Consider the following 12654-nt stretch of genomic DNA (forward strand, 5'->3'; position numbering starts at 1 on the left):
TCAATCTCGCTGACCGACACGTTGACCGCCATCCCTCTTTAGTCGGTATCCGATCCTCGATCCGGGCATATCAGTCTTGTCGGTCCCCTGTCGTACGCTCGCGGCGCCCACTGGGGAAAGGAGAGCGCATGGACGAGGTGAAAAGCCTGGTTTCGGCGGTTCGCAACGGTTTGGCCGCGCTGGCCGATCCGGAAAAGGCGCCGTCGATGCGGGCGTACATGAAGTCGGAAATGCCGTTCCTCGGTGTGGCGTCCCCGCCTCGTGCCGCCTTGCTGAAGCGGCTCTACGCCGAACATCCGCTACCCGATCGTGTGAGCTTTTCGACGGCAATTCTCACGTTGTGGCGAGAGGCCGAGTTCCGGGAGGAGCGCTATGCGGCGATCGCCCTTTCCGGGCATCGCGCGTACGCCCGTTGGCAGGACGGCGACCTGCTCGGCCTGTACGAGGAGATGATCGTGACGGGCGCCTGGTGGGATTACGTGGACGAGGTCGCCATCCGCCGGGTCGGCCCGATCCTGCGCGCGGAGCCGGAGACGGTGACCACGCTGATGCTGACCTGGGCCTACGACGAGGACCGATGGCGTCGCCGCACCGCGGTCATCTGCCAGATCGGCGCCAAGGGCGGAACGGACACCGACCTGCTCACCCGTGCCGTCGAGGCGAACATCGACGACAAGGACTTCTTCCTGCGCAAGGGAATCGGCTGGGCCCTGCGCGAGTACGCGAAGACCGAGCCGGACTGGGTGCGCGCGTTCGCCGCCGCGCATCCGGCACTGTCCACTCTGTCCAGGAAGGAGGCGCTCAAGCACCTGGGAGGGTGAGCACCGGCCTGGGGACGAGGGCGATGAGCTCCTCGATCACGCCACCGAGTTCGGGCAACAGCACTCGTAGCTCCTTGAGATCGCGAAGCAGCTCCAAGCGTGTCTCCTGTGGCGCGCCCTTTTCGAGCAGGGCCTTGAGGTCACGGGTCATTTCGTCCTCACGTCCGAGGACGAGGAGGTAGAAGAGCGGTTGGAGCTGGACGTCCCAGTCGAAGGCGCCGGTCGAGATCCGGGCGTTGGCCTTGTCGAGGCCTTCGTTCAGCGCCTGGCGGGCTTCTTCCGTCTTCCCGGTCTTCAGCCAGACGAGGGTGAGGAGGTTGTGCGCCCAGCCGAACTCCGGGGCGAGCGGGGCCAGGAGCGTCTCCGCCTCGTCGAGCTCCCCCGCGAACAGCAAGGCCTCCCCGAGGCTCTCGCGGTATTCGGAGTCCTCGGGATCCGAGGCGACCAGTTCGCGCAGTTCGCGGATGGCCTCCTCGTACTCGCCCGCCCGGCAGCGGATGTCGGCGCGCAGGGCCCGAGCCCTCTCGTCGTGCCCTGCTTCCAGCGCGCTTTCCGTGTCGGACAGGGCGCCTTCCAGGTCACCGAAGAGGAAGCGATGGCGGGCGCGCCGGTACAAGGCGTACCCACCGTCCTGGCCAAGGCGAACCCCTTCGTCGAGTGCCGCCCTGGCGTCGTCGTGCCGGTCGAGGTATCTGAGGATGTCGCCGCGGCTGGTGTGGAAGAAGGCCAGCCCTGGATTCGCTGAGACGGCGACGTCGATGTCGGCGAGAGCCGCCGGGAAGTCGCCGGATCGCTCGTGGGCCAGAGCACGCCAGCTGTGGGCCCACTCGTTGCCGGGGTCGAGTTCGATCGCGCGGCTCAACGAGCCCATCGCGGCACTGTTCTCGTTGAGCCTGCTAAGCACCGCCCCTCGTTGCAGATGGTTCTCGGCGTCGTCGGGAGCCAGCTCGATGGCCCGGTCGAAGTCGGCGAGTGCCGTTCGGTACTCGTCCAGATTGTGGTGCGCCTGGCCGCGCATGTAGTAAGCCCATTCGTAGTCCGGGTCGATCCGCAGCGCGGCGGTGAAACCGTCGACGGCAAGCCGGTTCCGTTCGCCGCGGTGGTGGAAGGCGGCCCGGATCGCGTGGGCCCTGGCGCTCCCGGGGTCCGCCGCGACGATCGCGTCGAAGGCCGCCGACGCGGCTTCCCCGTCTTCTGTCCGCTCCAGGAACAAGGCCAGCTCGGTCAGGTAGTAGACGTCCTTGGGGCGCAGGGCGACGGCAGCGCGGTGACCGGCGAGCGCTTCGTCCTCGTCTCCCAGCTCGGCGAACAGCGTGGCCCGGTAGTGGACGGCCCAGGCGTAGTCGGGGTCGAGCCGGATCGCGATGTCGATCTCGTCGATCGCCTTCCGGATGTCGCCGCGTTTGAAGTGCACCTCGCTCCGGATGGCGTACGCCCACGTGTGGTCGGGCTGCAGCCGGACGGCCTCGTCGAGGTCGGCCATCGCTCCGTCGAGATCGCCGAGCTCGGCACGGGCGGAACCGCGTCCACGCCACGAATAGGCGTACCCGGGGTCGAGTTCGATCGCCCGGTTCAGATCCGGCAACGCCCGTTCCCAGTCACCCTCGTTGCGGAACAGGTTGCCCCGATCGCTCCACGCGTAGGGGTCGGCGGGGTTCAGATCGAGGGCCCGGTCGAAGTCCCGTGTCGCCGCGGCGATGTCGTCTTGGCCTTCGTAGGCCCAGGCACGCCGTCGGATCACCGTCGAAAGCCGTGGGGTGTCGAGCTCGCCCGCGCCGGCGAGCAGGTCGAGCACCGGGATCTCCCGCGGTCCGTCGCCGTCGCCGATCGCGGCGGTCAGCCGTTGGCCCCAGCCCAGCACCGAGGGCGCGTCCGCGTCGGAACCGGCTTGCTCCATCATGCGCGCCCAGGCGCGTGCGGGGGCTGTACCGCTGGTGATCATCTCGGCCGCGCCGAGCAGCGCGTCCGGCAGCGCGTCGGCCGGGGCGCCGCAGAGCCGGTGATAGGTCTGTTCGAGTTTCCTCTTCTGCCAGCGCTCGTCGCTCCAGGCGTCGCGATGGCTGCTCAGGCCGAGTTCGGCGCATCGGCCTTCGTAGTACTCGGCGAGCCGAAGGTGGCGTTCGGCGAATTCGGCGGGCGAACGTCCGCGTTCCAGGCGCACCATCGGGCCGCGGACCACCGGGTGGTAGCGGACCGGAAGCTCGCGGCGCCCGACGAACGGCAGTTCCCGCAGCCAGCGGAAGGTCTCCCCCGCGGTCTCCTTCCCGGTCAGCACGCCGATGACGTCCTCGTCGAGGAAGCGGGGCAGCGACGCGGTGGCGGCGATGTCCTTCCTCGCCTTTTCCGGGACCCAGTGCAGGAATCGCTTGACCGCGTCGTCGCTGGGATCGCCGACGGCGTCCGCTCCGGCCGGGTTCCCGCGGGCCAGCATGGCGACCAGGACGGGCAGGCCGTCGGTCAGGCGCAGGACGATCTCGATGACCTGTTCGTCGGTGATGCCGTGTTCGGCGAGCAGGCGCCGTGCCTCCGGCTCGGTGAACGGCCGGAGTTCGATCTCACGTACCAGCGGCGCGTGCCGGTTCCAGTTCGCCTCGTCCAGCGGGAACTGGCCCGCGACGGTGAGCACCAGGTTCTGCGGCAGATCGCCGTACAGCCCGGCGAGCAGGTCGAGCAGCCAGGTCTCCAGCACCGGCGCGGTTCGCTCGAAGGTGTCGAAGAACAGCGCGATCTGCCGCGTCTCCGGGATGCGCCACAGATCTTCGACGAACGGTTTGGTGAGCTCCTCCGCCGGTTCGAGGAGCAGCTGGACATCGGCCTTCCGCTTGAACTTCGCCGCGAGGTAGACCTGGAGCTGCTCCAGCTGTTTCGCCGTCGCGTCCGCGTCGATCGCGTCGGCGGCGATGCTGCCGCCGGGCAGTGTCTTCGCGACGCCGAGCCCGGCCTTGACGACGGTCTTCGTCACCAGTTCGCGCCCGGCGGCCGGTGCCTGCGGATCGCTGTGCAGCCGTTCCCTCGCCTTGAGATACGACTCGTAGCGTTTCTCGAAGCGGCGCATCTCGTACCCGCCGCGAGCGAGGTCCTTCGCCAGTTTGACCAGTGTCGCGGGCAGATCCTGCTGCCGGTCGTCGGCGAACCCGACGGCGGCGCGGGCTTCCTCGGCGATACCGCGAAGCTGGTCGAGGAGGAAGGACTTCCCGACTCCGGCGAGACCGTGCACCGAGTACAGGTACCGGCGGCGCCGGTCGTCTCCGGACAACCCCAGATTGTCCCGGAAGTCCTCACGTTCCCCGACCCTGCCGACGAAACCGTCGCTCAGCCTGGCGCGGGCGATGTCTTGGATACTGGACCGGCCGTCTGGACGTGACACAAGTCCTCACTTTGCCACACCTGAAGCGCGTGAAGGCCCCCTTCCCTGGACTGAGCCGAGGGAAGGGGGCCTTCACGGGACTACCGGGTCAGGCCCGCAGGCTCGCGCCGAAGCGTTCGCCGGCGACCGCGACGGCGGCGTCACGGGCCTTGGTGGCCTCGTCGACGGTCAGCGTGCGGTCCGCGGCACGGAACCGCAGCTTGTACGCCACCGAACGCTTGCCCTCGCCCACCTGCTCGCCTTGGTACGAGTCGAACAGCGTGATGTCCTCGAGCAGTTCGCCCGCGCCGTCGCGCAGCGCCTCGGCCAGATCCGCCGACGGCACATCCGACTCCGCGACGAGGGCGACGTCGAGCAACACCGGCGGGTACGCCGAGATCTGCGGCGCCGGACGGCCGTCCGGGATCGGGATCGCGTCCAGGTCGAGTTCCATCGCGACGGTGCGCGGCGGCAACCCGAGCGCCTCGACGACCTTGGGGTGCAGCTCACCGGCGTAACCGACGGGCCACTGCCCCACCCGCAGCTGCGCGCAGCGGCCGGGGTGCCACGGCGGCTGATCCGCCGCGGCCGTGGTCAGCTCGACACCGGCGGCCTGCGCCACCAGCCGGGCGGCCTGGACCGCGTCGGCCCAGTTCGCCTGCTCGCCCGCGCCCCACCAGCCGGCGCGGGCACGCTGACCCGCCAGCACGACGGCGACGTGCAGCGGCTGCGGCGGGACCGCCGCCTCCAGTACCGCGAGCTCCTCGTCGGTCGGGCGCCGGTCCACCCCGAGCGAAGGCATCGGGATCGGATTCGGCCCGGGCAGCACGACCTGTCCGATGTGGAACAGCGAGACATCCTTGAAACCACGGGAAATGTTGCGCTGCAGCGTTTCCAGCAGCCCGGGCAGGAGGGTGCTCGCCATTCGGTCCTTGTCCGCCTCCAGCGGGTTACGGACCTTCACGGTGCTGCGGCGGACGTCGTCCTCGGGCAGCCCGAACGCGTCCCAGACCGAGTCCGAGATGAACGGGAAGGGCAGCACCTCGACGTAGCCGTTCTCCGCCAGCGCACGCGCGACCGAGCGGCGACGACGCTGCACGTCGGTGAGGCCCCGGCCCGCCGGGGCGTCGGGCAGCACCGACGGGATGCTGTCGTAGCCCTCCAGCCGGAGCACCTCCTCGACGAGGTCGGCGGGCTGCACCAGGTCGCCACGCCAGCTCGGCGGGACCGCGGTCACCAGGGCGGTGCCGTCCTCCGACGTGCCCACGTTGACCTTGCAGCCGATCTGCGAGAGTCGTTTGACCGTGACACCGCGCTCGTAGCGCACCCCGGCCACCTGGTCGGGCAGGCTGATCGGCATGGTCACCGGCGGGTTCGGCTCGACGCCGCCCTCGTCGGTGCGGCCGGGCGGGATCGAGCCCTCGCCGTACTGACGCAGCAGGCGTGCGGCGAGCTCGACGGCCACCGCGCACAGCTGCGGGTCGGTGTAGCGCTCGAACCGCTTGGCCGCCTCGGAGAACAGCTTGTGACGGCGGGCCGTCCGGCTGATCGACGACGGGTCCCAGTGCGCCGCTTCGAGCAGCACGTCGGTGCTCTCCGGGGTGATCTCGGTCGACGCGCCGCCCATCGTGCCCGCCAGCGAGATGACCCCGCTGTCGTCGGCGATCACCACGTCGTCCGCGTCGAGCGTGCGCTCGACATCGTCCAAAGTGGTCAGTTTCTCGCCCGGCTTCGCCTTGCGCACCACCAGATCGCCCTTGACCGAACCGGTCGCGAACGCGTGCAGCGGGTGCCCGAGCTCGAGCATGACGTAGTTGGTCACGTCCACCGCGAGCGAGATCGAGCGGATGCCCGCCAGCATCAGGCGGCGGCGCATCCACCACGGCGTCGGCGCGGTCGCGTCGAGGTTCTTGACCCGGCGGAGGACGAACCGCTTGCAGCCCTCGGTGTCTTCGAGGTGCACCGGCCAGGCGTCGCTCTCGGCCTCAGGGACCTCGATGGACGCCGGGTCGCCGAACGGGACGTCGAGCGCGTTGGACAGCTCGCGGGCCAGGCCGCGGACCGACAGCGTGTAGCCGCGATCCGGGGTGGGCGTGACCTCGAGAACGGTGTCGTCGAGGCCGAGCAGCTTGCTCGCGTCTTCGCCCGGGCTGGCCGTGCTCGGCGGGAGCACCAGGATGCCGGAGTGGTCGTCGCCGATGCCGAGTTCGCTCGCGGAGCAGATCATGCCGTCGCTGAGACGGCCGTAGGTCTTGCGCGCGCCGATCTCGAAACCGCCGGGCAGCACGGTGCCGGGCAGCGCGACGACGACCAGGTCGCCCTCGGCGAAGTTCGAGGCGCCGCAGATGATCCCGCGGGTCTTGATCCCCGTGGGGCCGTCGTCCTCGAAAGGACCTTCGTCGTCATCCTCGTCGTCGAGGTTCTCGTCCGGCTTGTCGGCGTCCTCGTCCTCCGACTCGCCGACATCGACCCGGCAGAACCGGACCGGCTTCTTGAACTCGGTGAGCTCCTCGATCTCGGCGACGCGGCCGACCACGAGCGGGCCGGTGACGGGTTCGAGTTCACGGACGTCGTCGACCTCGATGCCGATGCGCACGAAGGCGTCGGCCAGATCCTGGGCCGTGACCTCCTCGTCGACGTCGAGGTGTTCGATCAGCCAGCTGGCTGGGACCTTCACTCAGGCCTCCGTTCCGAAGGGCAGGGTGAACCTGATGTCGCCCTCCACCATGTCGCGCATGTCCGGAATTCCGTTGCGGAACTGCAGGGTGCGCTCGATACCCATGCCGAAGGCGAAGCCCGAGTACACCTCGGGATCGACGCCACAGGCACGCAAGACGTTGGGGTTGACCATGCCGCAGCCGCCCCATTCGACCCAGCCGGGGCCGCCCTTCTTCTCCTCGAACCAGACGTCGACTTCGGCCGACGGCTCGGTGAACGGGAAGAAGTGCGGGCGCAGGCGGGTCTTCGAGGTCCCGCCGAACATCGCGCGGGCGAAGGCGTCGAGGGTGCCCTTGAGGTGTGCCATCGTCAGGCCCTTGTCCACCGCGAGGCCTTCGACCTGCGAGAACACCGGCGTGTGCGTGGCGTCGAGCTCGTCGGTCCGGTAGGTGCGGCCGGGGCAGACGACGTACACGGGCAGGTCGCGGTGCAGCAGCGTGCGGGCCTGCACCGGCGAGGTGTGCGTCCGCAGCACCAGGCCGGAGTCCTCCTCGCCGAGGTAGAACGTGTCCTGCAGCTGGCGCGCGGGGTGGTCCTTGCCGAAGTTCAGCGCGTCGAAGTTGAACCACTCGGCTTCGAGCTCCGGGCCGTCGGCGACCTCGTAGCCCATCGCGACGAACGCGTCGGCGATCCGCTCCGAGAGGGTCGCGATCGGGTGCCGGGCGCCGCGGGGCACACGGTCCCACGGCAGGGTGACGTCGACGGCCTCCTCGCGGAGCACCCTCTCGTCACGTTCTGCCTGCAGCACCGCGCGGCGGGCGTCGAACGCGGACTGGATGCCCTGGCGCGCTTCGTTGACCCGCTTGCCGGCCTCGGCCTTCTCCTGCTTCGGCAGGGCGCCGATCTCGCGGCGGGCGAGCAGCAGCGGAGACTGGTCCCCGAGGTGGGCGGGCTTTACCGCGGCCAGCGCGTCGAGATCCGCCGCGGCCGCGAAATCCGTCTCGGCCTGTTTGACGGCGGCCGTCAACGTTTCCGGCGCGAGCGCCCCCGCCTGGGGGTCCTGCTTGTCGTTGGCTTCGGACATAACTCCTCGGCGTCCGCTGGGACTGGTCCGGTGCACGCGAGCGCACACATGGGTTTAGCAGCTGCTGAATTCTATGGGACAGCGAACGGCGGCCCCCGATCACCCTCGGGCTGGGCACACCGTCACTCGGGAGTGCGAAAACGCGCTCTACGCCGTAAACAAGGTGCTGGAACGAACACTGCGTTCCATGAGAGCTCCCTTGGTGTCGTGGTGCGACGGCGTGATGGCCGAGACTCTACGTGGCCGCGGCCCGCGAAGCCATCGCATTTGTGTACACACAGACGGCCGCGGCCGTCGCGAGGTTCAGGCTCTCGGCGCGGCCGTACATCGGGATCTTCACCGCGAGGTCGACCGTTTCCAGGACCTCTCGCGGCAGGCCGTGCGCCTCGTTGCCGAAGACCCACGCGGTGGGCTCGTCGAAGGTCACCTGATCGAGTTCGGTGTCGGCGTAACCGTGCGCGCCGAGGGTGCGGAGCCCGGCGGCGGAGCAGGCCTTCAAGGCCGCGTCGACGTCCCGGATCCGGGTGATGGCGGGGTGGAACAGGCTGCCGGCGGCCGCGCGGACGCATTTGCCGTTGTGCGGGTCGACGCTGTCCCCGGCTAGGACGACCGCGTCGGCGCCGGCGGCGTCCGCGACCCGGATCACGGTCCCCGCGTTGCCGGGGTCGGCGACATCGACGAGGACGACGACGAGCTTCGCGCCGGGCTTCAGGACGGTCTCTTGTGGACGGTCGACGAGCGCGCAGACCGCCACGATGCCTTGCGGTGTCACGGTCTCGGACAACCCGTCGGCGGCGCGATCGGTGATCGGCGAGACGGGGACGCCCGCCTCACGCGCGACGGTGAGCAGCCGCTCGTGCTGCGCGGCGGCGCGTTCGGTCACGAACAGCTCGTACACCGTGCCGCCGTTTTCGAGCGCGGCCTCGACGGCGTTCGCGCCCTCGGCGAGGAACCGGCCGGTCTTCTCACGCTCGGCCCGGCGGGTGAGCTTGCGCGCAGCAACAACCCGGGGCGTCCGTTCGGTGAACGGAGCCGCCCCGGGTTGCGGAAGAGCGCTGTAGCCGGTCAGGCCGACTTCTTCTCTTCGGTGTTCACGTTCGCCTTGGCCAGCTCGGCCAGCGCGGTGAACGCGGCGGCGTCGTTGACGGCGAGGTCCGCGAGGATCTTGCGGTCGACCTCGACACCCGCGGCCTTGAGGCCCTGGATGAAGCGGTTGTAGGTCACGCCGTTGGCGCGGGCGGCCGCGTTGATGCGGGTGATCCACAGCTGGCGGAAATCACCCTTGCGGGCACGACGGTCCCGGTAGGCGTAGTTCAGCGAGTGAAGCGTCTGCTCCTTCGCCTTGCGGTACAGCCGCGAACGCTGGCCGCGGTAGCCGCTGGCGAGCTCGAGAGTCGCGCGACGCTTCTTCTGGGCGTTGACAGCCCTCTTGACGCGTGCCACTGGGGTCCATCCTGTCGATCTGGGGGCGCGCTGGGCGCCCGGCGTTTACAAAGTGCGGGGTGTCAGCGGCCGAGAAGGCGCTTGACGCGGCCGACGTCGTTCTTGGCGATCTCGGTCGTGCCTTCGAGGCGACGGGTGAGCCTGTTGGACTTCTTCTCCATCAGGTGGCGGCGGCCGGCCTTCTGGCGGCGCAGCTTGCCCGAACCCGTGACGCGGACACGCTTGGACGTCCCGCTGTGCGTCTTCATCTTCGGCATTACGTTGTCCTCTTCCGTGCGGCGGCACACCGGTATCGCCCGGTGTGCCGCTGACATGTGCTGGTCGGCGCTACGCGTCGGCGGGCGGCTCGGACGTCTCGTCCTTGGCTGCCTTCGCGGCCTTCTGCGGCTTCACGTTCTTGTGCGGGGCCAACACCATGATCATGTTGCGACCGTCCTGCTTCGGCGACGACTCGACGAAGCCGAGCTCGGTCACCTCGTCGGCGAGCTTCTGCAGCAGGCGGAACCCGAGTTCCGGCCGGGACTGCTCGCGACCGCGGAACATGATCGTGACCTTGACCTTGTTGCCTGCCGCAAGGAAGCGCGACACGTGACCCTTCTTGGTCTCGTAGTCGTGCTGGTCGATCTTCGGCCGCAGCTTCTGCTCTTTGATGACGGTGAGCTGCTGGTTGCGGCGGGACTCGCGGGCCTTCTGCGCGCTCTCGTACTTGAACTTGCCGAAGTCCATGAGCTTGCATACGGGCGGGCGTGCCTGCGGGGCGACCTCGACGAGATCGAGATCGTTCTCCTGTGCCAGCCGCAGCGCATCTTCGATCCGGACGATGCCGACCTGTTCACCGGCCGGCCCGACGAGGCGGACCTCCGGAACCCGGATTCGGTCGTTGATGCGTGTCTCGGAGCTGATGGGGCCTCCCTGGTTCGAGGTAAATTCTTCTACCGTTTCGACCTGGTGCCCACATACCTAAGGCCCCGGTACCGTGCGGTACGCGGGGCCCACTCTTTCCGATCGTGTTCGATCTCCAGAACCGAACACACCGCCTCGACGCCCGAAATCGTCTTGGCGAGACCGGACCCGGACACCTGGTGTTGCGGCGGTGACACGGGTGGGAGCGGGGCTCCACTTGCCGCCCCCGATCGCTCGGGGGCTGGTCGCTCGTGGAAGGGTACCAGACGTGTCAGATGAACCCGTTCAGCAACCCCCGTATTCCCCGGACGTCCGCGACCTGGAGGACATCCCGAGCGTCGAGGTGATCAGCAGGGCGGCCGTCATGCTGCTCTCCGCCGGCGCCGAACGTCTCGGCCTCGCGGACGAGGACCCGGCCAGCTCACCGCACCGCGACCTCGACGAGGCCCGTCGCCTGATCACCGCCCTCGCCGGGCTGGTCACCGCTTCGGCAGAGTACCTCGGCCTGCACGCCGGCCCGTTGCGCGACGGCCTGCAGTCGCTGCAGAAGGCTTTCCGCGAGGCTTCGGCCGTGCCGGACGCGCCCGGGCAGGGGCCGGGCGAGAAGTACACGGGACCGGTCTACTAGGCCCCGCCGCCCCTCAAGTGTCAGGAAAGGGTCGTTCAGGACATTTTNNCGACCCTTTCCTGACATCCGGACTACCGAACCGGCACACCGCCAACTAACATTTCAGATGTGAGTGGGTTAGCGAAGGTGCCGAGGTCCCTCCTCAGGGACGAGGCCTACGAGAACATCCGGCGGGCGATCATCGACGGGACGCTGCCGCCGGGCACGAACCTGCGCGACGGCGACCTCGCCGAGCAGCTGGGCCTTTCCCGGGCGCCGGTGCGCCAGGCCTTGCTGCGCCTCATCGAGGACGGTCTGGTCGAGTCGAAGCCACAGAGCTACACACGAGTGGCGGGCTTCGTCCCCGACGACGTCCGCGACGCCTTGCAGCTCGTGCGGACGCTGCACGAGTTCGCCGTCCGGGCGGGCGCGCCGCGGATGGGACCGGCGGAGGTCGCCGCGATGCGGGCGGCCAACACCCGGTTCGCCGACGCGATCGCCGCCGGGGACATCGCGGCCGCGATCGCCGCCGACGACGAGCTCCACGACGTCCCGGTGGCCGCCGCGCGCAACCGGGCGATCGCCGCGACGCTGGCCCGCTACACGCCGCTGTTGCGACGTCTCGAATACGCGCGCTTCGGCTCCCTGCCCGCCCACCGGTCGGTCCAGCGCCACGCGGAGCTGGCCGACGCCATCGAAGCAGGCGACGTCGACGCCGCCTGCGCGATCACCGCCACGATCTGGACCGAACTCGAAGCCCTCCTGGAGACGCCATGACCCTCGCCGATTTCCCCCGCTACCCGCTGCTGTTCGGCCCCTCCCCCGTCCACCCGCTCGAACGGCTCACCGCCCATCTCGGCGGCGCGAAGGTCTGGGCGAAACGCGAGGACGTCAACTCCGGGATCGCGTTCGGCGGCAACAAGACCCGGAAGCTCGAATATCTGGTCGCCGACGCGCTGGCCCAGGGCGCGGACACGCTGATCTCCATCGGCGGCGTGCAGTCGAACCACACCCGCCAGGTCGCCGCGGCCGCCGCGCGGGCCGGGCTCAAGGCCGTGCTGGTTCAGGAAAGCTGGGTCGACTGGACCGACCCGATGTACGACAAGGTCGGCAACATCCAGCTCTCGCGCATCCTCGGCGCGGATATCCGGATGGTCGAGGCCGGATTCGGCGTCGGCTTCAAGGAGAGCTGGGAGAACGCGGTCAAGGAGATCGAGGCCGACGGCGGGAAGCCGTACGCGATCCCGGCCGGCGGTTCGGACCACCGCCTCGGCGGGCTCGGTTTCGCGAACTGGATCGTCGAGCTCGAAGCGCAGGAGGCCGAGCTCGGCGTCTTCTTCGACACCGTGATCGTCTGCTCGGTGACCGGCAGCACGCAGGCGGGGATGGTCGCCGGGGCCGCGCTTTCCGGGAAGCCGCGGCGGATCCTCGGTATCGACGGGTCGGCGAAGCCGGCGGAAACGCGTGACCAGATCACCCGCATCGCGCGGGCGACCGCGGACCTGATCGGGGCGGGCGAGATCGGCGACGTCGAACTGGACGAGCGCTATCACGCCGGGATCTACGGTATCCCGGACGAGTCCACTTTGGACGCGATCCGGACGCTGGCGCGACTGGAGGGCGTGCTCACCGATCCGGTGTACGAGGGCAAGTCGATGGCGGGGCTGATCGACCTCGTTTCCCGCGGCGAGATCTCGCGGGAGTCGAACGTGCTCTTCGCGCACCTGGGTGGGCAGCCCGCCCTGAACGGCTACACGAGCGTGCTCTAGCGGCTGCAATGAACGGGCCGTTC

Annotated in this window: 11 protein-coding genes; 4 read left to right on the forward strand and 7 right to left on the reverse strand. The window is 69.3% G+C overall.

The window, feature by feature from the left end:
- Positions 1-128: 128 nt before the first annotated feature.
- Positions 129-821, forward strand: a complete 693-nt coding sequence (locus tag AVR91_RS41950; RefSeq protein WP_063276197.1) for a DNA alkylation repair protein — start codon at positions 129-131, stop codon at positions 819-821.
- Here the strand turns inward: AVR91_RS41950 and AVR91_RS41955 are convergent.
- The 7 genes from AVR91_RS41955 to infC all read right to left on the reverse strand — a co-directional run bounded on the left by AVR91_RS41955 (position 802) and on the right by infC (position 10255).
- Positions 802-4188, reverse strand: a complete 3387-nt coding sequence (locus AVR91_RS41955) for a tetratricopeptide repeat protein (protein ID WP_063276196.1) — start codon at positions 4186-4188, stop codon at positions 802-804. The genes AVR91_RS41950 and AVR91_RS41955 overlap by 20 nt on opposite strands.
- Before the next feature lie 88 nt (positions 4189-4276).
- A complete protein-coding gene (pheT, locus tag AVR91_RS41960) occupies positions 4277-6844 on the reverse strand; it encodes a phenylalanine--tRNA ligase subunit beta (RefSeq protein WP_063273555.1) in 2568 nt (855 codons plus the stop codon).
- Entirely contained in the window at positions 6845-7909 is a 1065-nt protein-coding gene (gene pheS / locus AVR91_RS41965) for a phenylalanine--tRNA ligase subunit alpha (protein WP_037345633.1), read from the reverse strand.
- Positions 7910-8144: 235 nt separating this feature from the next.
- Positions 8145-8978 carry a TrmH family RNA methyltransferase gene (locus AVR91_RS41970; protein WP_076153733.1) on the reverse strand — a complete coding sequence of 278 codons (834 nt, stop codon included), beginning with the start codon at positions 8976-8978 and terminating at the stop codon, positions 8145-8147.
- A complete protein-coding gene (gene rplT, locus AVR91_RS41975) occupies positions 8975-9352 on the reverse strand; it encodes a 50S ribosomal protein L20 (RefSeq protein ID WP_005163284.1) in 378 nt (125 codons plus the stop codon). Before rplT ends, AVR91_RS41970 begins: the two co-directional genes overlap by 4 nt.
- Positions 9353-9414: 62 nt before the next feature.
- Positions 9415-9609: a 50S ribosomal protein L35 gene (gene rpmI / locus AVR91_RS41980; RefSeq protein WP_007028043.1), complete on the reverse strand. Its 195-nt coding sequence runs from the start codon at positions 9607-9609 to the stop codon at positions 9415-9417.
- 70 nt (positions 9610-9679) lie between these two features.
- Complete coding sequence (infC, locus tag AVR91_RS41985) at positions 9680-10255, reverse strand: translation initiation factor IF-3 (protein ID WP_063273553.1); 576 nt, start codon at positions 10253-10255, stop codon at positions 9680-9682.
- A gap of 268 nt (positions 10256-10523) precedes the next feature.
- Here infC and AVR91_RS41990 point away from each other — a divergent pair, with 268 nt between their 5' ends.
- The 3 genes from AVR91_RS41990 to AVR91_RS42000 all read left to right on the forward strand — a co-directional run bounded on the left by AVR91_RS41990 (position 10524) and on the right by AVR91_RS42000 (position 12631).
- Positions 10524-10883 carry a DUF1844 domain-containing protein gene (locus AVR91_RS41990; RefSeq protein WP_005163289.1) on the forward strand — a complete coding sequence of 120 codons (360 nt, stop codon included), beginning with the start codon at positions 10524-10526 and terminating at the stop codon, positions 10881-10883.
- A 126-nt stretch (positions 10884-11009) separates the two neighbouring features.
- Complete coding sequence (locus tag AVR91_RS41995; protein WP_211282840.1) at positions 11010-11639, forward strand: GntR family transcriptional regulator; 630 nt, start codon at positions 11010-11012, stop codon at positions 11637-11639.
- Positions 11636-12631, forward strand: a complete 996-nt coding sequence (locus AVR91_RS42000) for a 1-aminocyclopropane-1-carboxylate deaminase (RefSeq protein WP_063273582.1) — start codon at positions 11636-11638, stop codon at positions 12629-12631. The genes AVR91_RS41995 and AVR91_RS42000 overlap by 4 nt, the downstream gene beginning before the upstream one ends.
- The last annotated feature ends 23 nt before the right edge of the window (positions 12632-12654 follow it).

This window comes from Amycolatopsis keratiniphila subsp. keratiniphila (assembly GCF_001620365.2).
GTDB lineage: Bacteria > Actinomycetota > Actinomycetes > Mycobacteriales > Pseudonocardiaceae > Amycolatopsis > Amycolatopsis keratiniphila.

Excerpts from the sequence above, each read along its gene's own strand:
- pheS (WP_037345633.1), bottom strand. The coding sequence starts at position 7,909 with ATGTCCGAAGCCAACGACAAGCAGGACCCCCAGGCGGGGGCGCTCGCG.
- AVR91_RS41950 (WP_063276197.1), top strand. The coding sequence starts at position 129 with ATGGACGAGGTGAAAAGCCTGGTTTCGGCGGTTCGCAACGGTTTGGCC.
- AVR91_RS42000 (WP_063273582.1), top strand. The coding sequence starts at position 11,636 with ATGACCCTCGCCGATTTCCCCCGCTACCCGCTGCTGTTCGGCCCCTCC.
- rpmI (WP_007028043.1), bottom strand. The coding sequence starts at position 9,609 with ATGCCGAAGATGAAGACGCACAGCGGGACGTCCAAGCGTGTCCGCGTC.